The organism is Pedobacter superstes, from assembly GCF_037622515.1.
Taxonomy (GTDB): Bacteria; Bacteroidota; Bacteroidia; order Sphingobacteriales; family Sphingobacteriaceae; genus Paradesertivirga; species Paradesertivirga superstes.
This window is the reverse complement of record NZ_JBBJCN010000003.1, coordinates 381,570-404,786: the sequence shown is the minus strand read 5'-3', so window position 1 is coordinate 404,786 and position 23,217 is coordinate 381,570. Positions and strand designations below refer to the sequence as shown.

At 40.4% G+C, this 23,217-nt stretch carries 13 protein-coding genes; 9 read left to right on the top strand and 4 right to left on the bottom strand.

The features are described from left to right. Positions 1-163: 163 nt before the first annotated feature. The 4 genes from WG906_RS10535 to WG906_RS10520 all read left to right on the top strand — a co-directional run bounded on the left by WG906_RS10535 (position 164) and on the right by WG906_RS10520 (position 9,305). Positions 164-823, top strand: coding sequence for a bifunctional 4-hydroxy-2-oxoglutarate aldolase/2-dehydro-3-deoxy-phosphogluconate aldolase (locus tag WG906_RS10535; RefSeq protein WP_339992556.1), 660 nt, complete (start codon positions 164-166; stop codon positions 821-823). A gap of 27 nt (positions 824-850) precedes the next feature. Then, positions 851-2,290, top strand: coding sequence for an MFS transporter (locus WG906_RS10530; RefSeq protein ID WP_339992555.1), 1,440 nt, complete (start codon positions 851-853; stop codon positions 2,288-2,290). 187 nt (positions 2,291-2,477) lie between these two features. Then, positions 2,478-4,100 carry an NADP-dependent glyceraldehyde-3-phosphate dehydrogenase gene (locus tag WG906_RS10525; RefSeq protein WP_339992554.1) on the top strand — a complete coding sequence of 541 codons (1,623 nt, stop codon included), beginning with the start codon at positions 2,478-2,480 and terminating at the stop codon, positions 4,098-4,100. 249 nt (positions 4,101-4,349) lie between these two features. Beyond that, positions 4,350-9,305, top strand: coding sequence for a LamG-like jellyroll fold domain-containing protein (locus WG906_RS10520; RefSeq protein ID WP_339992553.1), 4,956 nt, complete (start codon positions 4,350-4,352; stop codon positions 9,303-9,305). A 67-nt stretch (positions 9,306-9,372) separates the two neighbouring features. Here WG906_RS10520 and uxuA read toward each other — a convergent pair whose 3' ends face one another. Genes uxuA through WG906_RS10500 form a run of 4 tightly spaced genes read right to left on the bottom strand, consistent with a single transcriptional unit; the run spans position 9,373 to position 14,567 of the window. After that, entirely contained in the window at positions 9,373-10,536 is a 1,164-nt protein-coding gene (uxuA, locus tag WG906_RS10515; RefSeq protein WP_339992552.1) for a mannonate dehydratase, read from the bottom strand. Positions 10,537-10,596: 60 nt separating this feature from the next. Next, positions 10,597-11,352 carry an SDR family NAD(P)-dependent oxidoreductase gene (locus tag WG906_RS10510; protein WP_339992551.1) on the bottom strand — a complete coding sequence of 252 codons (756 nt, stop codon included), beginning with the start codon at positions 11,350-11,352 and terminating at the stop codon, positions 10,597-10,599. A 20-nt stretch (positions 11,353-11,372) separates the two neighbouring features. Then, complete coding sequence (locus WG906_RS10505; protein WP_339992550.1) at positions 11,373-13,523, bottom strand: alpha-glucuronidase family glycosyl hydrolase; 2,151 nt, start codon at positions 13,521-13,523, stop codon at positions 11,373-11,375. An 18-nt stretch (positions 13,524-13,541) separates the two neighbouring features. Continuing rightward, positions 13,542-14,567 carry a LacI family DNA-binding transcriptional regulator gene (locus WG906_RS10500; RefSeq protein ID WP_339992549.1) on the bottom strand — a complete coding sequence of 342 codons (1,026 nt, stop codon included), beginning with the start codon at positions 14,565-14,567 and terminating at the stop codon, positions 13,542-13,544. 270 nt (positions 14,568-14,837) lie between these two features. Here WG906_RS10500 and WG906_RS10495 point away from each other — a divergent pair, with 270 nt between their 5' ends. The 5 genes from WG906_RS10495 to WG906_RS10475 all read left to right on the top strand — a co-directional run bounded on the left by WG906_RS10495 (position 14,838) and on the right by WG906_RS10475 (position 23,134). Continuing rightward, entirely contained in the window at positions 14,838-15,878 is a 1,041-nt protein-coding gene (locus WG906_RS10495; RefSeq protein ID WP_339992548.1) for an Ldh family oxidoreductase, read from the top strand. 78 nt (positions 15,879-15,956) lie between these two features. Continuing rightward, entirely contained in the window at positions 15,957-16,880 is a 924-nt protein-coding gene (locus WG906_RS10490) for a glycoside hydrolase family 43 protein (RefSeq protein ID WP_339992547.1), read from the top strand. 178 nt (positions 16,881-17,058) lie between these two features. After that, the gene (locus WG906_RS10485; protein ID WP_339992546.1) at positions 17,059-18,747 is read left to right on the top strand and encodes a sodium:solute symporter family transporter; all 1,689 of its coding nucleotides are present in this window, start codon (positions 17,059-17,061) and stop codon (positions 18,745-18,747) included. A 729-nt stretch (positions 18,748-19,476) separates the two neighbouring features. Then, a complete protein-coding gene (locus WG906_RS10480) occupies positions 19,477-21,117 on the top strand; it encodes an ice-binding family protein (RefSeq protein ID WP_339992545.1) in 1,641 nt (546 codons plus the stop codon). A 73-nt stretch (positions 21,118-21,190) separates the two neighbouring features. Further along, positions 21,191-23,134: an OmpA family protein gene (locus WG906_RS10475; RefSeq protein ID WP_339992544.1), complete on the top strand. Its 1,944-nt coding sequence runs from the start codon at positions 21,191-21,193 to the stop codon at positions 23,132-23,134. Positions 23,135-23,217 lie beyond the last annotated feature (83 nt).

The following is a 23,217-nucleotide window of genomic DNA, read 5'->3' as shown; positions in this document are numbered from 1 at the left end:
AGTAAGTAATTTTACGTTAATAAATTACGAGAAAAATTCATCGGGAACGATTGCGTAAAAAATAAGTGGACCCCTGCAATTCCAATCTTCGTGTTTTTAAGGTATAATTTCTAATTTAGCCAAATTACATAACCTTTAATAAAAATAATCTATTTTTTTTGACATGGATAAAAAAGCCGAACTATTGAAATTGATACCTGAGCAAGGTGTCCTTCCACTGTATTTTAATAAAGATACCCAGGTAAGTATAGACTTATTAAGAGCCTTGTATAAAGCCGGTATAAAGACTGTTGAATACACTAACCGTGGGGAAGCGGCATTGAATAACTTCAGAGAAATGAAGAAAGTGTGTGAAACAGAATTAAAAGGAATGTATCTGGGTGTTGGTACCATTAAAGATGCAGCTACGGCTCAGGCATTTATTGATGCTGGGGCTGATTACATTATCAGTCCGGGACTGGTTGAAGATGCTGCCGAGGTTGCCGATAAAAACAATATGCTTTGGGTTCCGGGATGTATGACACCAACGGAGATAATCAGAGCGGAGAAATTAGGAGCGAAGTTCGTGAAATTATTCCCCGGTAACATTTTAGGTCCCTCCTTCCTTTCGGGAATTAAAGCATTGTTTCCTGATTTATTATTCATGCCTACAGGCGGTGTAGATACAACTAAAGAGAATATTTCCGGTTGGTTTAAAGCAGGAGTTTGTGCGGTTGGTATGGGAAGTAATTTAGTTAGCAAAGATGTTATGGATAATCGTCAATACGATTTGCTGACCGAAAACACCATTAAAGTGTTAGAATTAGTTAAATCTTGTAAATAGAAAAAACTAACCAATCAAATAAACGAAATGGAAATTAAAAAACCCAGCAATTACAGGTGGACTATTTGCGGTCTGTTGTTTTTTGCTACCACTATCAATTATCTGGACCGGCAGGTTCTTTCCTTAACATGGAAAGATTACCTGGTACCCGAGTTTCACTGGACTGATAGTGATTATGGAACGATCACCGCATTGTTCTCAATATTTTACGCTGCCTCAATGCTTATCGCCGGTCGCTTTGTCGATTGGATGGATACGAAAAAGGGATTTTTGTGGGCGATCGGCGTCTGGTCTGTAGGTGCTTGTCTTCATGCTTATTGCGGAATTGCGACATCAGGTATCCTTACAGGAAATTGGTTAGTAAGTTTTGAAGGTGCTAAAGAATCAATTTCTACAGTAGGAGATGTGGGCCTGGTATTATCAACCAGCGTTACATTGTTCATCATCGCGCGCTTTGTGCTTGCATTAGGTGAGGCGGGGAACTTTCCTGCAGCAATAAAGGCTACTGCCGAGTTTTTTCCTAAAAAAGACAGGGCACTTTCCACAAGTATCTTCAATGCAGGTGCAACCGTGGGCGCACTGGCGGCTCCGCTAACAATACCTTTTATCGCAGCAACCTGGGGATGGGAAATGGCGTTCCTGATGATTGGCGCTTTAGGTTTCGTGTGGATGGGCTTTTGGGTATTTATGTATAACAAACCGGAAGCACACCCCAGTGTAAACGAAGCAGAGTTAGAATACATCCAGCAAGATACTATTGCCGATCGTAAGCTTGTTGATTATGTAGAAGAAACAACAACAAAGGCATCTTTTATCGGCTTGCTTAAATTCAGGCAAACCTGGGCTTTTGCTTTTGGAAAATTCATGACCGACGGTGTGTGGTGGTTCTTTCTGTTCTGGACACCGGCTTATTTAAAGGATATTTACCAAATGGATTCGACGCAAAGTGCGCTTCCATTGTTTGTGCTATACATGATAACCCTGTTGTCAATAATTGGAGGATGGTTGCCATCCTATTTCGTTGACAAGAAAGGAATGAATCCATACGAAGGTCGTATGCGGGCGATGCTTATTTTCGCATTCTTCCCTTTGCTTGCATTGCTTGCGCAGCCCCTTGGTCAAACTACCTATTGGTTGCCTGTAATTATCATAGGGATCGCGGGAGCAGCTCACCAGTCATGGTCGGCTAATATATTTTCTACAGTTGGAGATATGTTTCCCCGGAAAGCTATCGCTACCGTTACAGGTATCGGCGGCATGGCCGGTGGAATTGGCTCAACTATTATCAATAAAGGTTCGGGTGTGTTGTTTACACATGCCGACGAGACTCAAATGTCTTTTATGGGTTTTCAGGGTAAGGAAGCAGGATATTTTATCGTTTTCTCTATCTGTGCGGTAGCTTATTTAATCGGCTGGGTAGTGATGAAAAGCTTGGTTCCCAAGTATAGACCTATTACAGGATTGTAGCATTTCGTAAAAAATGGAGAAGGAGGGATGATTAACATCTCTCCTTTTTTTTTGCCTAATTTTACTTGCCCGTGATCCCGAACCCGTTGATGTCTATTTCAAAATAGTATGTTTGTGAGATTTTTCAGAAAGACTGTGTCGAGCATTTCTGTATTATGTGAAACGACCAGATAGCGTATTAAAATAAATGGAAAGTACTTTAAATTTAGAATCGATCTTCGTATCCGAGGATCAGGTTCCGCAGGAATTTTTGATTCAGGAAGTGAATCAGCGGGAGTTTTTAAGCAATGGAGAGCTGAAGCAGTGGAACGGCGATGTTCACTCCGTGTATTCTCCGGTATGTATTCAAACCCCGTCGGGGCTTCAGCGCAAGCTGATCGGCACGTACCCGATCTGTACGCAGGCCGAAGCTTTGGAATCATTAGATGCGGCGGTAGCTGCTTATGATAATGGCCGGGGTTCGTGGCCAACCATGGGTGTGCAGGAAAGAATAGCTTGTGTGGAGAACTTCACCAATAAAATGATTGCTCAGAAAGACATTGTTGTAAAGCTGATCATGTGGGAAATCGGTAAATCTTACGCCGATTCTATTAAAGAATTCGACCGTACTGTAGAGTACATCTATGCAACTATTGATGCTTTAAAAGATATCGACCGGGATTCATCCCGTTTCCAGATTGAGCAGGGTATTGTTGCCCAGGTTCGCCGCTCACCTCTGGGCGTGGTTTTGTGTATGGGACCTTTCAATTATCCGTTGAACGAGACGTTTACCACATTGATTCCGGCACTTATTATGGGTAATACAATCATGTTTAAACCACCTAAACATGGAACCTTATTGTTTTACCCTTTGCTTAGTGCATTTAAAGAGTGCTTTCCAAAAGGCGTTGTAAATACCATTTATGGAAGGGGGCATAATATCGTTCCGGTATTAATGCAGTCCGGAAAGATCAACGTTTTAACTCTTATCGGTTCAAGTAAAGTTGCCAATGAATTAAAAAAGATGCACCCGAAAGTAAATCGATTACGTGCTATTCTTGGCCTTGATGCAAAGAATGCAGCGATTATTACTCAAAATGCAGATGTAAAACTGGCAGTAACTGAAACCGTACTTGGATCATTGTCATTTAACGGACAGCGCTGTACTGCCCTTAAAATTATTTTTGTACATAGGGATATCGTTGATGACTTTTTAAGCCAATTGACAACAGAAGTAGAGAAACTGAAATTTGGTATGCCCTGGGAAAAAGGTGTTGCATTAACCCCTTTGCCCGAGCCTCACAAACCAGCTTACCTGAAAGAATGCATCGATGACGCGATTTCCAAAGGTGCACAGGTGATAAATGAAAATGGTGGGGAGACCTGCGAATCATTCGTTTATCCTGCAATTGTTTATCCGGTAAATAAAGACATGAAATTGTATCGCGAAGAGCAATTTGGTCCGGTAATACCAGTGATTGCATTCGATGATGTAGAAGAGCCAATTCAATACCTGATTGAGTCTACTCATGGTCAACAAGTGAGCGTATTCAGTAATGATGCCGCTGAGGTCGCGAATTTAATTGATCCTTTAGTTAATCAGGTAAGTCGTGTAAATGTAAATTGCCAATGTCAGCGTGGACCTGATGTTTTTCCTTTTACAGGAAGGAAGGACAGTGCAGAGGGTACACTTTCAGTTGTTGATGCATTGCGTTCGTTTTCAATCCGTTCTCTGGTAGCTACAAAGCTTAATGAGAATAACAAGCACTTGATTAACGAAATTATAAGTGATGATAACTCTAATTTTCTGAGTACAAAATTCATCTTTTAACCATTAGTAAGGTTTTTTTTAAAGCCTCCTGCCACCAGCAGGGGGCTTTTTGCTTTTATTGCTAGCTATTTTCGACCGGTCGGAATAAAACTATGTAACAGAATTTTTACCGTTTATTTTTATACTAAGCACAATATCCCATAACACTACAGGTTGCCACTCATTTTAATAAGCCTTAGGTTAGCACTGATAAACCTGAACCATAATTTAGATCCGTCTAAATATATATTAACCTATAAACCCTTTAATATGAGAATTTCTACTTTTTCATCATTGCAGTGTTGTCTGCTTTTGTTATTTTTTTTAAGTTGTTTTCTGGCACCGGTTCAGGCGCAAACCACGGCCTTTCCTGGCGCTGAGGGTTTCGGCCGGTTTGCTCAGGGCGCAAGGGCTTCTGCAACAAAAGAAGTGTATGTTGTAACCAATCTTAACGATAGTGGAGCAGGCTCTTTCAGAGATGCTGTTAGCAAATCCGGTCGCATAGTCGTTTTTTCGGTTGGAGGTATCATCAGACTTGTAACAGATATCAGCGTTGCGGCAAACATCACAATTGCTGGACAGACCGCCCCGGGTGACGGGGTTGTAATTTCAAACAAACGTGTAACTTTCACAAACTCAAATAATACTATTTGCCGTTTTCTAAGGTTACGTTTAGGTGCTACAGGAAATTCTGGAAAAGATGTTTCAGGTTTAGCTAGCGGAGCCAATATGATTTTTGATCATATGTCTTTCACCTGGGCCATGGATGAAGTGTTCTCTATTAACTGGGATGGCAAAGGAACTTCTCCGGATAATATTACCATTCAAAATTCTATTATTGGGCAGGGTCTTCACCGGGAGAACCATTCTGCAGGTGGCTTGATTCAAACTCCCGATGGTGGTAAAGTAAGTTTACTTAAGAATTTATACATCAGTAACAAAACCCGTAATCCTAAAGTAAAAGGCGTTAATGAGTTTGTAAATAATGTGGTTTATAACTGGGGTAATGGTAACAGATTAGGCGATAATTTAAATTATGGATGGTCTGGTGAAGGGTATATTATGGGAGGATCTTCAGGTGTTTCTGAAGTAAATGTTATCAATAATTATTTTGTGAGCGGTCCCTTGACGCCTCCTTCTGAGCAGAGCCCTTTTTCCAGAGGGACAGGATCTTTCAATATTTACGGCTCGGGTAATTATTTCGACCATAATAAAAATGGCGTTCTTGACGGAACCGTAATTCCTTATGATGGCAGCCCAACCGGATATCCCGGCATCACGGCCGAAGCATTTAAAACATCGCCATACCCTTATCCTGCGGCTAATCCAACCCTTACTGCTGAGCAGGCATACCAGCATGTTATTGATAATGTTGGTGCAACCTATCCTCATAGAGATGACTTAGATGCTTTCCTTGTAGATGAGGTGAAATCTAAAGGTGTAAAAGGATTCTATGTTTACAGGGAAACGGACCTTCCCCTCGCAAATGGAGGTCTAGGAAACGTATTTGGAGCTGCTGCGCCTCAGGATTCTGATAATGACGGTATGCCGGATGCATGGGAAGATGCCAATGGTCTTAATAAAAATAATGCACAGGATGCAGTTGCAATGAGCACCTCACAAACCGGTTACTTAAATATTGAAGTTTATATAAACGGACTTGCTTTAAATCCGCCGACTACATTTTTAAGACCGCCTTCCAATCTTACAGCAAGTAATATCACTCCTTCATCAATTAACTTAAGCTGGACAGATAATTCTGATTCTGAAAGTAATTTTATTCTTGAGCGTTCTGTAAACGGGACCGTTTTTACCATTATTGATACTCTTAATGCCAACGTTACCAATTTCGGAGATACCGGCTTAGATGCGAATAAAATGTATTATTATCGCATTAAAGGAATAACTGTGTCAGAGTCTTCAGCGTATGCCAGCCTGACTGCCAAAACCGCTACGCTTCCATCTGCTCCGGCGATTCCATCATTACCATCACCAGCAAGTGGATCCACTGGTATCGAACTTGCAAACCGAAATCTTACCTGGACAGGCAGTTCAAATACCATTTCCTATAAAGTATATTTCGGAACCGACTCGAGCAGTTTAGAATATAAATCGGATGTTACATCGGCCTCTTATCCTGTAACAGGTTTACTGGAAAATACCACGTATTTCTGGCGCATTGATGCCGTAAATAGTTTGGGAACAACCACTGGTGATGTATGGTCGTTTAAAACTCTAAAGAATTTCCCGTTAGGAATTATCGGCGACTGGCGATTTGATGAAACATTTGGTACTGTAGCAGCGGATAGCAGCATTTACAGAAATGACGCAGAAATAAATGATGTCCCGGATTATGAATGGATAGCCGGAAAAATAAATAATGGAATAAACCTTGAAACGATGACTTCTGCGTCGGGTGTGCTTGTCCCTCATCAGGAGCATTTATTACTTGATAAGAATTCATTCAGTTTTTCTTTATGGGTAAAGGGGGCGGCTCAATCTAATGTTTCCAAATACCTGTTTCATAAGGGTACCTTTATAAAGGACCTTAATAATGGAGCCACCGGCAAATGGTTTGGGATTGAACTTAAAGACGGAAACCTGATTTTTTCTGTAGATGATGATGTCACAAAAAGTTCAGCTACCACAAGTTCGTCAACCTTTTTCAATAATGTATGGAACCATATTGTTGTGGTAAGAGATGTTGCGGCTAAAAAACTTCGTGTTTACAAAAATGGAGCATTAATGGTTGAAACAACCGATAATACTCTTGGAGGTATCGGAGGGGATGAACCGCTTGTAATCGCGAATACCAACTCTTTTAACGCTCCTTTTGCAGGGATGATGGATGAAATGAAGGCATTTAACTATGTGTTGTCAGAAAATGATATATTGAGATTATACCATACAAGTCCGCTTCCCTTGCAGGCATTTTCTCCAAATCCGGTGAATAATGCGGTGACAGCTACAATCTCCCCAATTAATGCCAGCTGGAAAGGCGGTATAAATACGTCAATCTATAAAGTGTTTTTCGGCACAGCCAGTAACAACTTATCTTACAAGGGTGACGTGTCGGTGGAAGCTCCGGTATATCAGTTTAATGGTTTGAATCCTAATACTGTCTATTTCTGGAGGGTTGATGCAGTAGGTTCTGCGGGTACCACAGAGGGAGCAGTTTGGTCGTTTAAAACACCGTTTCAGCAAGGAATTGTTGCCGATTGGAAACTTGATGCAACATCCGGAACAGCTATAACTGATAATACCCCATACCAAACTCATGGAACTTTGCAAAATATTACAGATTATGCATGGGAAGCTGGCCGGATAAATAACGGTTTGAACCTCAAAACTGTAACAGCTGCATCAGCAATCAGGGTTCCTCATAAAGACAATATTCATTTTGATAAAACTTCGTTCAGTATTTCATTATGGGTTAAAGCAGGTCAGCCGGCGAGTGCTTCTACTTCTTCTTATATGTTGCATAAGGGCACTTTCACTAAGAATACAGCTACCGGTGCAACAGGCAGATGGTTTGGTGTTGAATTAAAAAGCGGAAATATCAGCTGGAATGTAGATGATGATGTAGTGAAAAGTTCTGTAACGATGAGCAGCAGTACTTTTTTAAATAATACATGGGTTAACATTGTTTTTGTAAGAGATGTAGTTGCGAAGAAGCTAAGGATTTACAGAAATGGAACGCTCGCTATTGAAGCGACTGACAATACTACTCTTACGAATGGAATAGGTGGTATTGAACCATTAACCATCGCGAACAGTAACGACCTTAACTCGCCTTTTAAGGGAATGCTGGATGAAATAAAAATGTTCAATTATACTTTGTCTGCTTCCGAGATATCAGGCCTCGCCGCAGCTAAAGATGCTCAGACAATTACATTTTCAGGCTTGCCAGACAAACAGCTTACTGATGCCGATTTTGATGCAGGTGCTACAACAACCTCGGGCTTAGCAATAACTTATAGTAGTTCAGATAATGGCGTTGCAACAATTGCAGACGGGAAAATACATCTTGTTGGTACTGGTTCAGCTACAATAACAGCTACTCAGGGAGGTAACGCATCTTACATAGCTGCTGTGCCTGTAAGTCAGGTTTTAACTGTAGTTAAGGGTTCTCAAATTATAAGTTTCAACAGCCTCCCTCAAAAGATACTTGGCGAACCTGATTTTTCGATATCTGCAAGCGCAAGCTCAGGTTTACCTGTGTCTTTCAGCAGTTCAAATGCCAGTGTAGCGACTGTGATAAATGGTACCGTTCATATTACCGGCGTTGGCAGTTCTGTTATTACTGCAACGCAGGAGGGAAATGCTATTTATAGTTCAGCAACTAACGTTGAACAAGTATTTGTGGTACTACCAGATACTATTGCTCCAACAATGCCGGCTGATTTATCAGCTATAACAACAGATTCAACTGTTACTTTGAGCTGGACAGCATCTTCAGATTTTATAGGTGTAACGGGCTACACTATTTATAAAAACGGACAGGCAGTGGGTACGAGCTCTGGAACCACTTTTCGGGTGGAAGGCTTAAGTTCCTCTTTAACCTACTCTTTTGCTGTTGCTGCGAACGATAATGCTGGAAATGAATCAGAACGCACAGGTATTTCTGTAACTACTCCGGATACACAAGCGCCAGGTGCTGTTACTCTTTTAGCAGATAAAACAAATAAGCATACAGTTGCTTTAAGCTGGGCAGCATCGACAGATAACGTAGCAGTAATTGGTTATAATGTTTATAGAAATGGGGTAAAACTAAATAATACGCTATTAGCAACGACAAACTATTTAGCAGAACGACCGATTGGCTATAACGTTTATGAGTTTACTGTTAAAGCCGTGGATGTTGCCGGAAATCTTTCACCCGTAAGTAATACCGAACGAATTCAGAACGGACAGGCCGGAGATAAGGCACAGGCCGTAATCGCCGCTTCTTTTACAGGGATTGACTTAAGTCAGTCAACTGAATCGCTTAGCATTTACCCAAATCCGTCCAACGGAGAATTTAAGATAAATGTCAATAGCAATCAGAATGGAAAAATTGCGATTGCAGTTTATAACACAGCCGGTGTAATTGTTAAATCTTTTAGCGATTTAAAAGATGGTGACTATTCGAAGGAAGTAAAGCTTTCAGGTTTATCCGCCGGAACTTATATTCTTCGGATGAGTCTGAATGGTTTTGTTCAATCAAAATCCATCATAATTAATTAAACTTAAGGAGTTTAAACAAAGAAGGGCAGCTAATTTCAGCTGCCCTTCTTTGTTATATATATTTCTCTCAAAGAGATTTATCGATTCCCATTTCCAGGCCCCTTAATTCGGCTAATCCGCGTAAGCGGCCAATAGCAGAATATCCCGGGTAGGTAGTCTTTTTTAAATCATCAAGCATCTGATGGCCATGATCAGGCCGCATTGGTATAGACACATGTCTTCTTCGCATTAACAGCACAGCCTCCTTCATTACTTCATACATGTTAGCATCGCCTTCAAGGTGATTTGCTTCATAGAAGTTTCCTTCATCATCCCTTTGTGTGCTGCGAAGATGAAAAAAGTGAATATTATCGCCCAGGCGTTTAACCATTCCGGGCAAGTCATTATCAGGGCGTGCGCCATATGATCCTGTACAAAAACACAAACCATTTGCTGCTGAAGGTGCTGCGTCTAGTAATTCTTTAGCATCGTTTTCGGTGCTGACAATTCTTGGTAAACCTAAAATAGGATAGGGAGGATCATCAGGATGAATAGCCAGTTTTACTCCTTCGGCTTCAGTCACCGGAACAATTTCTCTTAAAAAATGGAAGAGGTGTTCTTTAAGCTTTTTAACATCGATGGCCTTATAAGTATCTAGTGCTGTAAGTATTTGCTCAACCGTAAACCGTTCTTCGCTTCCTGGTAATCCTTGTAAAGCAGTATTAAATAATGCCGCTTTTTCTGTTTCCGACATTTCATCAAAACGCTTCCTGGCCTTTTGTAATTCTTCAGGAGAATAATCATTTTCGGCCCCGGGTCTTTTTAAAATAAAAAGATCGAATGTCATGAATGCCGCTTTTTCGAAACGAAGGGCTTTGCTGCCGTCAGGCATAAGGTATTCTAAATCTGTACGCATCCAGTCCAGAATAGGCATGAAATTGTAAGTAATAACTTTTAAGCCGCAGGCCGCTATGTTTTTAATACTGGCTTTATATTTTTCTATATAGTTTTGATAATCGCCAGATTGTTTTTTAATGTCTTCATGTACGGGTAAACTTTCAATAACAGTCCATGTTAATCCGGCAGTTTCTACTTCGGCAACACGCTTATTTATTTCCTCCACTGTCCATATATCACCAACAGGTATATGATGCAGGGCTGTTACAACTCCGGTACAACCTGCCTGTTTAATATCTGATAGACTAACGGGATCGTTGGGCCCGTACCATCGCATTGTATGTTCTAATTGCATTTTATTAATAGCTTTTATTGAAATATATGATGACCAGGTTAAAACAATAGCGGATTGTTTTTAAAATCCAACCGAGTTCCCTCCATCTACCGGCAAGATTACTCCTGTAATATATTTCGCGCTGTCAGAGGCGAGGAAGAATGCTGTTGTTCCGATATCTGAGGGTTCACCTAAATAACCCATAGGGGTACGCGACATAACTTTTTGTTTCCTCTCAGGATCATTATTTAATGCCTTTGCAGACATGTCTGTTGCAATAAATCCGGGGGCTATAGAATTTACCCTGATCCCTTTTGGCGATAGTTCTACTGCCATGGCTCTGGTCATTCCATCTAATGCAGTTTTTGAAGCGGTATAGGCTATTACTTTTGGAATGCCATACTGAGATGCCATAGAACTTATATTAATTATAGAACCTTTGCCTTTAGGGATCATAAATTTCACAACCTCGCGGGAAATAGCAAAAACGGATATAAGATTCGTATGGATAATACTCATAAAATCTTCATCAGTAACATCGCAGAATTCTTTTTTCATGTTAATTCCAGCATTGTTTACCAGAATATCAATTTTTCCCAGCCGGTTTATTATATCCTGCATTGCTTCCGGAATTTTGGATAGTTCACCCAGATCAAGTGAAATGGTTTCACACAAATCTCCAAGTTCATTCTTTGCCCGTTGAAGTTTTTCCTTATCGCGACCGATAATAACAGTGTAGATATTATTTTTAACAAACTCCTGCGCGATGGCAAATCCTATGCCGGAGGCACCTCCGGTTACTATAGCTATTTCTCTTTCTTTACTAGGTTCTTTCATGAAAGTATTTGATAATTATTTTATATACCCGGAACGAATTTAAATTCCTGTTTTTGATAGTAATCGAGTGAATATGCCGGTTTTGGATAATTTGCCGGAATTTGCTTTTTTGAAAACTGCTGAAAATAAAGGAGGCAGGCATCGCGCCACCATTGTGCTTCTTTATATTGCATCGCCAGCAATGAGCTTACCTGTTCAAATCGTTCGGAATCTATTTTTCCTTTTTGCTGCTCCCAGGTTGTTTGCATGGCCTTAACATCTTCAGCACCTTTATTATACCTGAAACATAGCTCATCCCAAAGTGTTCGGCCCGATTTCATTTTATGATCCCATGAAACATGATGGAACCATAATAACAGTTCTTCCGGACAAGTATCGATGTTTTCAAATTTGGCCCTAACTTCCGGAGAATACTGGCTAAGCGCCTTGCTGCCTGTAGACGTCCGGTTAAAACCAATGCCAAAAGCATCGGCTTTGTGAAAATATACTGACGTCCAGTCTGCACGTGGTTTATCTTTGATCCATGGTCCGGGACCATAATGGTGGCTCCATCCCATTAAATGATGTAAACCCAGTGGAGTCATATAATTTACCAATGCCTCCCGTGATGACAGCATCATCTTTCTCACTGGTTCAACGAAAGAGCTTGACGTATTAAAAGTCATTTTAAGCCATTCATCTGCTATTTTTCCGGATGAAATTTGCGGGTTCCATGCTAATCGGCCAAACGAATACCAATTGGCCTGACCAAAAGGATGCCCCGTCCAGTTGATATCATTACCAATATTCGCTACGCCAGCCATCCCCGTGAGGAAATGATTGTCCAAACTTCCGTCTATTACTTTTGCAACTGAAGATCCCTGACCCCTGGCATAAGTGTCGGATTGTAGTGTTTCTTCAAATAAAGGTGCTAAATAGGCGAGGTGGGTGGAAAAACCAAGATATTCTTGTGTAATTTGAAATTCCATTGTAACAGGAGTTTTGGGCATAGACCCAAATAAGGGATGAAATGGTTCTCTCGGCTGGAAATCAATGGCCCCGTTTTTAACCTGCACCATTACATTTTTTCTAAACTGACCATCAAGCGGCTTGAACTCATTTACAGCTTGTTTTGCCCTGTCGTCCGGAACGTCATTATCATATACAAAAGCTCGCCACATTACGATTCCGCCATGAGCTTGTACTGCATCTGCAAGCATGTTCGCTCCATCGGCATGATTGCGGCCATAATTTTGCGGCCCCGGCTGACCTTCGGAATTTGCTTTTACCAAAAAGCCTCCAAAATCAGGAATGAAAGAATAGATTTCATCTGACTTGGCCTTCCACCATGCTTTTACTTCTGGATTTAAGGGATCAGCAGTTTTTAGCCCCCCTATTTCTATAGGAGCACTAAAACGGGCTGTCAAATAGACTTTGATGCCATATGGTCTGAACGCATTTGCCAAAGCTGCAACCTTAGCCAGGTATTCTTTGGTAAGAATCAGCGCGTTTGCGTTTACGTTGGTTAAAACCGTGCCGTTAATTCCGATAGAGGCGTTGGCGCGTGCATAATCTTTGTACCGTGGGTCAATATAATCAGGCAGGCGATGCCAGTCCCAAAGTGAAAAACCGGCATAGCCCCGTTCTACAGTACGGTCCAGGTTATCCCAATGATTCAATAATCGGAGCTTTACAGAAGGGGCATCAGTAATTGATAAATCAGTAATATCCTGCTCAGTTTGGATAAGCTTTAAAAAAGAGAAAATCCCGTATAGTACACCGATATCTGTGTTTGCAGCGATTATTGTAACTTTTTTCTGATTGCTGTTTAGCGTTCGTATTAGAAAGCCTTCGTTTCCGAGCTGCTTGAGTTTTTCTGCACTAATCAGGGAACTTATAAGCTTAAGACTGCCCGGCGTGCCAGCCAGAATTGCTCCGTTTTGGGTAACTGTTTGTACTTCAGGAATTTTTGTTGCGAGTAAACCCGACAGCCCTCTTTTTAATTCCTCTTTGGCTAATGACAACGTTTCGGAAGAAGCGGGAAATAACAATTGGCTTGCCGAGCCTTTGTAGACCTTCACTTTCTGAAGATTATTTAAAGCATGGTACCTTAACCATAAATCATAACCATTTTCCGCCTTGGCGAATTGGCTAAGTAAAACGAAAATAAGTAGGCTGGATAGTTGTTTCATCTTTAAAATAGCTTAATATCAATTCTTCAAAGAAGAAGGCCTGATAATGAGTTCATGGGGTAATATAAGTGTGGAGGTTAGTGCGAGGTCCTGGTTATTGGTTAAATGTGCGATAAGGATTTTTGCGGATATTTCCCCCATTTCTTCACCTTTATAGCTCACTGTAGTTAAATTAGGTTCAATTACTTTCGAAATAGGATCATTATTAAATCCTGCAAAAGAAATATCTTCCGGGATTTTGATTCCCCGGCTTTTTAATTCCTGCATGCAGGCAACGGCGCAACTGTCGTTGGATGCAAAAACTGCATCCGGTTTTTCAGCCATATTTAATATTTGCAGAGCTGCCTCAATTCCTTCTGAGGCACTTAGATTATTTACAATAAGCAATTCATCAGCAAATGGGAGCTTAAATTCATTTAAGGCAGCTTTAAATCCTCTAAAACGTTCAGAGTAAACGTTTCTGGAAAGGTTTCCTGAAATGTGCATAATTCTTTTCGCCCCTGTTTTAATAAGATGTCTGCTTATTTCATATCCGGCCTGGAAATTATCTATAATAACGTTCGGACATTTTTTGTGTTCAAAAACACGGTCGAAAAAGATTATTGGAATACCTTTATTAATAAACTGCTCGAAATGGCTGATGTTTTTAGTGTCATACGCCAAAGAAACCAATAATCCATCAACCCTGTTATTGAACATTGTATTAGAATTTTCAACTTCCTTTTTTACAGTCTCGAGTGATTGGCTGATAATCAGGTTGTAACCAGCCTGATTAGCTGCTTTTTCCATCCCTGCAATCGCGTCAGACATAAAGCTGCTATTTAATCGGGGCACAATTACGCCAATTGTGTTTGTTTTCTGAAGCCTTAAGTTGCTGGCTAAAGAGTTGGCTCTGTATCCCATTTCTCTGGCGGCATCAAAAATTCTCTTCTTTGTGACTTTGCTGATTCCCGGGTGATCTTTCAATCCGCGGCTAACCGTTGCGGCTGAAATGTCCAGGGATTTGGCAATGTCATAAATGGTAATTTCTTTTTCAGAGCTCATTAAAAAGGATTTTTTTAAATGATTTCTCAGCTGCTAAATCTTTTAAAGGGACTAAGATATAAAAAAGTAAAGAGTTTATGCAATCGGTTGCAATGTTTATTTTTATTAAACTCGCACATGCTAAACCTCCTGGTAAATTGAACACAAAAAATTGGTCTTTTTGAAATTTTGTTTCAATTCAACAGATTACTCTTTTCTTAAAAAGTATACTTATCATAGATGTCTATCAATTGTATATTTACCACAAAACGTATATTGCAGTTTAAGAATATGGATTCAAACTTCCGTTATAGCGCCATCCATCTTATAGAGTTTGCGAAGGTTGTCTTAGAGCAGACCGGACTTGATGAGGAAAAATCAAGGATTGTTGGAGAAATTCTGGTTGAAGCAGATTTAATGGGCCATACTACTCATGGACTTCAGTTATTGCCATCATACGTCAAGGAACTTGAAGATGGCAATATGCTAAAAACCGGTGAACCCGCAAGCATTCGGGATGCCGGTGCAGCTATCACCTGGAACGGGAATTATCTGCCTGGTCCATGGCTCGTTTATAAAGCGATTGATTTAGCGCTGGAAAGAATCACCGAACATCCGGTGGTAACTATCGTAATTCAAAGGAGCCATCACATAGCTTGTCTGGCTGCTTATCTTGAAAGGGTCACTAACCGGGGGTATATAATTTTGCTTTCATGTTCAGATCCTAAAAATAAAACGGTGGCACCTTTCGGTGGAAAAACAGGCGTTTACAGTCCCAACCCGATGGCGGCAGGAATCCCTGGCAGTGTTCTGCCAATACTTATGGACGTCAGCCTGTCTACTACCGCCAATGCCTATGTTAAGAGGGCTTATGATGAAAATAAAAAACTGCCGCATCAATGGTTGCTGGATAAGGAAGGAAATGTGACGGATGACCCCGTGAAATTTTACGGTGATGAGCCGGCAACAATACTTCCTCTTGGAGGACAAGATTCAGGGCACAAAGGTTTTGCATTAGGGATTTTGGTTGAAGCTTTAACCAATGCTCTGGGAGGATACGGACGAGCTGAGGAACCTGAACGGTGGACCGCATCAGTATTTATTCAAATAATTAATCCGGGGGCTTTTAGCGGCAGCGGAGCTTTTGTTGCAGAAACAGATTACTTAAGTAAAAAGTGTCTGGATTCGGGAGATGAAGTAAGGTTACCCGGACAAAGAGCTCTATCGTTAAAGAAGCAACAGTTGACTCATGGCCTGACCCTTTATCCGACGGTGATTCAGGGTTTGAAAGAGCTTTCCCAAAAGTTTGATGTAACTCTTACACATCTTTAATCTCTTAAAGGCAATTTATATTTGATTGAACCTTAGTTTTAACAGTATATTTAGCCCCATTAAACCTCCATAGTTCAGATGAAACGAATTTTATTCCTAACTTTCTTTCTTTGTGCTGCAGTTTCGCTCTATGCACAAAAGAAAGCTCCCTACTTATTTTCTTATTTTAAAGGTAACGGAGAAGACGGTTTGCACCTGGCTTATAGTGAAGATGGATTTAATTGGAAAGCTCTAAAGGGTGACAGCTCTTTTTTGAAACCAGTTCTGAGTAAGGATAAACTGATGCGTGACCCTTGCATCATTAAAGGTAAAGATGGCATTTTTCATATGGTATGGACTGTAAGCTGGACAGCTAAGGGGATAGGTTATGCGAGTTCTAAAGATCTGGTTCACTGGTCGGAACAAAAATATATTCCGGTTATGGAGCACGAACAAGGTGCCAGAAATTCCTGGGCCCCGGAAATTACTTACGACAAAAAGAATAAACAGTATTTGATTTATTGGGCCACAACTATAACCGGACTTTTTCCCGAAACTCAGGTTACGGCAGACGCGGGGTATAATCATAGGATATATTATGTAACAACTAAGGATTTTAAAAGCTTTAGTGGAACCAAACTGCTTTATAATCCGGGTTTTAATTCGATAGATGCAACTATTGTTAAAGATGGTAAGCGTTGGGTTATGTTTCTTAAAGATGAAACGAAAGAACCTGTACAAAAGAATTTAAAAATTGCTTTTGCCCAAAACCTCACAGGCCCTTACTCTAAGGCAAGTGGACCTATTACAGATAAGATATGGGCTGAAGGTCCTACCACTCTGAAGATGGGTAAAAACTGGATTGTTTATTACGATAAATACACTGCACACAAATACGGGGCAATAACTTCTACAGATTTGAAAAACTGGACAGATATTTCTGATAAGATTAGCCTGCCTAAAGGACTTCGGCATGGTTCCATCTTTAAAGTTTCCAAAAAAGAGTTAGCAAGGCTGCGTTAATAGTCTTATTTTCAATGATTTTCGTTCGCAAAAAAAAATATAAAAATTTAAATAAATATTTCTACTTTGAGCACCGAAATTATTAAGTGTTGAATTTACACTAAGTAACCAAAAAGAGGCTCATTCCTGGGCAAGAGATGATTTAACATTTTAAAAAATAAAGAATAACCTAACCAATATGAATACAAATTCACTAGACACTAAAGATTACATTGTATTTTTTATTTATTTCATTATAGTTGCAGGCTACGGCTTGTATATCTATAATAAGAAAAAATCTGAAAGCAGTGGCTCTAAAGATTATTTTCTTGCCGAAGGTTCTTTAACCTGGTGGGCAATCGGAGCATCCTTAATTGCTTCAAACATTTCTGCCGAGCAGTTTATCGGTATGAGTGGTTCTGGTTTTAAAATGGGTTTGGCAATTGCCACTTACGAGCTAATGGCTGCCATCACCTTAGTAATTGTGGCGGTTTTCTTTATTCCGGTATATCTTAAAAATAAGATTTTTACCATGCCTCAATTCCTTCATCAGCGTTATAACGGTACTGTTGCAATGATCATGGCGGTATTCTGGTTGCTACTATATGTTGTAGTGAATCTTACTTCTATTCTTTATCTGGGTGCATTGGCGATTAATAGTATTTCAGGGCTTAACCTCACCGCTTGTATGTATGCCTTAGCCATTTTCTCTATCATTATTACTTTAGGAGGAATGAAGGTTATTGGTTATACAGATGTCATTCAGGTATTCTTTTTAATTCTTGGGGGCCTTGCAACGACTTATCTGGCCTTAAATCTGGTATCGGAGCATTATGGTACAACTGGTGTGCTTAATGGTTACAATTTAATGGCTACAAAAGCGAGCGACCACTTTGATATGATATTTGACCGCAGCAATCCTAACTTTATTGACCTGCCGGGATTAACCCTCTTAGTTGGTGGTATGTGGATAGTAAACTTAAACTATTGGGGATGTAACCAATACATCACACAACGTGCTTTAGGAGCAGATCTTAAAACTGCCCGGGGCGGTATTTTATTTGCAGCTTTTCTTAAATTATTAATGCCGGTTATTGTAGTATTACCAGGTATCGCCGCGTATGTATTATACAGAGAAGGCGCTGGAAGTTTCCAGACAGACATGTTACATGATGGTGAATTAACTCCAGACAGAGCTTATCCGGTATTACTTAATCTTCTTCCTACAGGGTTGAAAGGTTTATCATTTGCGGCTCTTACGGCGGCTGTGGTTGCATCTCTAGCCGGTAAGGCTAATAGTATTGCTACCATCTTTACTTTAGATGTTTACAAAAAAATATTTAATGTTAATGCAAGTGAAAAGAACCTGGTTATGACAGGTAAAATCACTGTAGTTGTTTCAATGATATTGGGAGTTATTATTGCACCCCATTTAGGAATTGATAAAAAAGGCGGGTTCCAATACATTCAGGAATATACAGGGTTTGTATCTCCGGGTATCTTCGCCATGTTTATTTTAGGATTTTTCTGGAAGAAAACAACTTCGAACGCAGCATTGTTCGCTACAATTGGAGGGTTTTTACTTTCATTACTCCTTAAGTTCCTTCCTGGGATGGTAGATCTGTCTTTCCTTGAGCCATTTGGTTTCGCAGTTCCAAATCCAGCCGCTGGCGGTGTTTATGAGATTCCTTTCCTTGATCGTATGGGATTTGTGTTCCTTTTCTGTATACTGGGAATGTACATTATCAGTATGATTGAAAATAGTAAAGGTCTTCGTCCAACTGGTTTGGAAGTAGATACTAAAATGTTTAAAACTACAACTGGTTTTGCTGTAGGTTCGCTAATTATTATTGGTATGCTTGTAGCTATCTACGGTATTTACTGGTAATCAATTAACACTAGAAGAATTTACAGAACCTTCTCCAAGCCGGAGGAGGTTCTTTGATTTTATACTGAATTCTGTTTAACCAAACTTTAGTTTACCGACTTAGTCGGTTCCCTCTTTTTGTACGCGGAGGCCCTTAAGGTTCTTTTAGAGATTTTCAGGGCTTTTAAATAAGTTTAAATCCATCCTCAATCCACATCATATTGTGTCTAGCCTGCGAATTGGTCCCGATTACAAAGACCGTACTTTAAAACCTACAGTTTTGCTGTAATTCGGGCATGATTTTTATTTTAATTTAAATTTTTTAATGATGTAAAAATCAGATTTAAATTAAAATAAAAATATTTTCTTTTTTTTTTGCTTAAAAAGTGCTCTGATATGCTTAGAACGGACAATTCTTATAACAGATCTTGATATGTCCAAAGTCTGATGTTTTAAGGGCACTCGCTTTGCACAGATCTGTATAAATGTTTACATATTTGTAAATATCTATAAAGCCTCTTTTAAAACGGTGACGGAGCTTATTTCACAAAACCTCATATTAAAACTTCATTATAAACAGTATACCCTCCCGATTTCCCATTCATGTATTTCGCTTATAATCTCTTTGTGAACGATTATTAAAAGCGAATGTCAATACTTAAAATTTTACCATCCATCGTAAACGAAAGACTGGGTGTAATGCTATAACGCTCTCAAAGCATATAAAATTTTCACTCAAAATTAGTAATCATGATTACAAAAATTCCTTTTATTAAGAATAGTGTTGCAGCGCGTAGCCGGGGCTATTCAAAAATATACCATACTATGTGGTCCTTTATAGTATTGCTTGCAGTATTTACTGCCGGCTGTAAGAAAGATGATTTCGGTGATGAGATTGTCGGTCTCTGTCCTGTTGTTACTACCGACCCAGCAAATGGTGCGGTAGATGTTGCGGTGAACAAAGTTATTATGTTAACATTCAACACCAACATGGAGGCTTCAACAATTAATGCGTCTACAGTTCTTTTAAAGCAGGGAACGGCATCTATTTCCGGAACGGTGGCTCCAACAGCCGACGGTAAAGTATTTACTTTTACTCCAACACCAACAGCTCCGTCAACCGAGGGGCTCTTACCCTTTACTACATATACAGGTACTGTAACCACGGGGTCTACAGACACACTGCGTACAGCAATGGCTGCTGATTATGTCTGGACGTTTACAACTGTTCCGCGGGTAACGCTATCCTCTAATCCAACGAATCCGGCTATAGGCGGTACCACGAGCGGATCAGGGGATTTTGCCCAGGGATCTTCTGTTACTGTAACTGCTGCACCAAGTCCGGGTTATGCATTTACTAACTGGACAAAGGCAGGTGTTGTTGTTTCAACAAATCCAAACTATCAATTTACTATGGCAGGAAACACGGCGCTTGTAGCCAATTTTGTGCCATCAGTAACAAGTTTTACAGTAACGTTAAATACAAATCCGGGTGCTCCAAGTCCGGGAGGAACAGTAACTGGTGCCGGGACGTATAGTTCAGGTTCTTCAGTAACTATACGGGCAATCGCAAACAGCGGGTTTACATTTACCAATTGGACAGAAGTTGGAAACCCAACCTTAACTACAAATCCATTAACCTTTGTAATTACTGCCAACAGAACATTTACTGCTAACTTCACGGCAGGTGGTCCGGTTGCCGGTCCGGCGGTTGGTCCAACATTACCAAGTTTAGGCGGAGCTGCCAATTTTTCAATTCTTACGAAAGCAGGTATTTCAACTACAGGTATCAGCCTCGTAAACGGCGACATAGGTGTTAGTCCCGCAGCTGCTACAGCCATAACCGGTTTTGGATTGATAATGGATGCAAGCGGACAGTTTTCCCGCTCACCAATTGTGACCGGCAGAATTTATGCGTCTGATTATGCTGCCCCTACTCCAACTAACATGACTACGGCGGTGAGTAATATGGAGACCGCTTATACCACAGCGAACAATTTGGTCACTCCGGCACCTATCATTGGAACTGGAGCTGGAAATATATCAGGACTGAACCTGGCTCCGGGATTATATAAATGGAGTACTGGTGTGCTGATTAATCCAAACACTACAGTTACGCTAACTGGTTCGGCCAATGATACCTGGGTTTTCCAGATAGCCGGAGACCTTACAGTGAGTAATAGTGCAAGAGTTGTTCTGGCAGGTGGCGCACAGGCCAAAAATATTATGTGGGTTGTTGCCGGTCAGGCAACTCTTGGAACCCAAGCGAACTTCAATGGTATTATATTGAGTAAAACATTGATTTCCCTGAATAACGGTGCGATAATTACCGGTAAATTATTAGCTCAAACAGCAGTTACGCTAATAGGAAGTACTGTAATCCAACCTTAAAAATGAATCCCCTTCGGGGGATTTATATTAAAATGTAAAAATCAAACAAGAAATTAATTTAAAGACTACTCATATGATACCAATAAATAAAATAATGCAAGGCTTTATCATCTGCACATTGATGATAATTCTAGGCCAGGTCACCGTTCAGGGCCAAACCACCCAGCCAAAATGGTGGTTCGGTGTATCAGGCGGCGCGAATCTGAATTTGTATAGCGGCACAACCCAACGATTAAGCAACTCATTAATCGTTCCTACTGCTTTCCATAAAGGAAACGGAATACGTCCTTACGGGTCATTTTTGATGGAATACAGACCAGCAAGTATCTTAGGGTTTATGTTAAATGTGGGTTACGACGGACGCGGAGGCAAATTTGACAGCGTTATAGCTCCATGTAATTGCCCTGCAACCTTAAAAACTAATCTTGACTACATTACTGTTGAACCGAGCTTGAGATTAGGTGTTCCTTCCACTAAACTGTTCTTTTTCGCGGGCCCGCGAGTGGCGTTTGGTATGCAAAAGGAATTTGAATATACTCAGTTAAAACAGCCTGATACAAATGATGATTTTAGTGCGATGAACAACACTATTTTCTCGGGTCAGATAGGTATGGGATATGACTTTCCGATATCTTCTGCGAACAGCAAAACCAAGGCTTCTCTTTCACCCTTTATCTCATATCACCCATACTTTGGCCAGGATGCACGTAGCATCGAGAGCTGGTCTGTGTCTACTGTAAGGGCGGGTATTGCATTGAAATTCGGCAAAGCAGGAAAAGAAGATCCTGCCGTTATAGAAGCTCCGCTTGCAGCTATCCCTGTCAGGGATGTTACTTTTGCTGTACGTGCTCCTAAAGCCGTTCCTGTACAGCGCCTGGTGAGTGAAACCCTGCCACTTCGTAATTCTGTGTTTTTTGATGGTGGATCAACAGACATACCAAGCCGGTATGTGCTGCTTACAAACAACCAGGCCTCGTCTTTTAAGGAAACATCTTTGCAAATTGAACAATCACAAACAATGACCGGCCGTTCGGCAAGGCAGTTAAATGTGTATCATAACATTCTGAATATCCTTGGAGACAGAATGAGGGCTAATCCCAGTGCTTCTATTGCATTAAATGGTGCTTCTGCAAACGGGCCGAAAGAAGGTAAAATCTTTGCCGAATCAATTAAGCAATATATGGTATCTGTATTTGGTATCAATAGCTCACGGATTTCGACAGCTGGTCGTACAAAGCCGCTTATCCCTTCAGAACAACCAGGCGGAACGAAAGAACTTGTTCTTCTTCGTGAAGGAGACCGCAGGGTAGATATTTCCAGCGAATCACCCGAACTGTTAATGGAAGTTGGCGGTGGAATGATGAAACCAGTTCAGATTATTACAACTCAGGTTAATCCTCTTGATAGCCACGTGATTTTCAATGTTGATGGAGCTAGCGCTGTTCTAAAGTCATGGACAATCGATATGACTGATGATAAAGGTTTGGTGAAGCATTATGGACCCTTTTACAAAGATCAGGAAAGCATGCCGGGACTATCAATTCTCGGAGCGAATAAAGAGGGAAATTACAAAGTGGTAATGCTTGGTGAAACTAAAACCGGATTACCTGTAAAAAAGGAGAGTTCAGTTTATTTAGTGCGTCAGGATGAGACATCAGAAAAAGGCTTCCGTTATAGTATTTTATTCGACTTTAACAGAGCGAACTCTATAGCGTCGTATAATAAATTCTTAACGGATGTTGTTTCTCCCTTAATTTCCAGCGGATCTACAGTGATTGTTCATGGGCACACCGATATTATTGGTGAAGAAGAGTACAATCATAAGCTTTCTCATAACAGAGCTCAGGAAACACAGAAAATTATTGAGCGGGCCTTAACAAGATCAGGCAAAAGCAATGTAAAATTTGAAACCTTTGGTTTTGGTGAAGATGCGAATCGTACTCCGTTTGAAAATAATCTTCCCGAAGAGCGTTTTTATAACAGAACAGTTATCATTGATATTATTCCCGGTAAGTAATAAAATTTTAACATAAACAAAAAGAGGCGGAAGAAATTCCGCCTCTTTTTGTTTTATATGAATTAGTGTAAGATATTTAACTG

Excerpts from the sequence above, each read along its gene's own strand:
- WG906_RS10535 (WP_339992556.1), top strand. The coding sequence starts at position 164 with ATGGATAAAAAAGCCGAACTATTGAAATTGATACCTGAGCAAGGTGTC.
- WG906_RS10530 (WP_339992555.1), top strand. The coding sequence starts at position 851 with ATGGAAATTAAAAAACCCAGCAATTACAGGTGGACTATTTGCGGTCTG.
- WG906_RS10525 (WP_339992554.1), top strand. The coding sequence starts at position 2,478 with ATGGAAAGTACTTTAAATTTAGAATCGATCTTCGTATCCGAGGATCAG.
- WG906_RS10520 (WP_339992553.1), top strand. The coding sequence starts at position 4,350 with ATGAGAATTTCTACTTTTTCATCATTGCAGTGTTGTCTGCTTTTGTTA.
- uxuA (WP_339992552.1), bottom strand. The coding sequence starts at position 10,536 with ATGCAATTAGAACATACAATGCGATGGTACGGGCCCAACGATCCCGTT.
- WG906_RS10510 (WP_339992551.1), bottom strand. The coding sequence starts at position 11,352 with ATGAAAGAACCTAGTAAAGAAAGAGAAATAGCTATAGTAACCGGAGGT.
- WG906_RS10505 (WP_339992550.1), bottom strand. The coding sequence starts at position 13,523 with ATGAAACAACTATCCAGCCTACTTATTTTCGTTTTACTTAGCCAATTC.
- WG906_RS10500 (WP_339992549.1), bottom strand. The coding sequence starts at position 14,567 with ATGAGCTCTGAAAAAGAAATTACCATTTATGACATTGCCAAATCCCTG.
- WG906_RS10495 (WP_339992548.1), top strand. The coding sequence starts at position 14,838 with ATGGATTCAAACTTCCGTTATAGCGCCATCCATCTTATAGAGTTTGCG.
- WG906_RS10490 (WP_339992547.1), top strand. The coding sequence starts at position 15,957 with ATGAAACGAATTTTATTCCTAACTTTCTTTCTTTGTGCTGCAGTTTCG.
- WG906_RS10485 (WP_339992546.1), top strand. The coding sequence starts at position 17,059 with ATGAATACAAATTCACTAGACACTAAAGATTACATTGTATTTTTTATT.
- WG906_RS10480 (WP_339992545.1), top strand. The coding sequence starts at position 19,477 with ATGATTACAAAAATTCCTTTTATTAAGAATAGTGTTGCAGCGCGTAGC.
- WG906_RS10475 (WP_339992544.1), top strand. The coding sequence starts at position 21,191 with ATGATACCAATAAATAAAATAATGCAAGGCTTTATCATCTGCACATTG.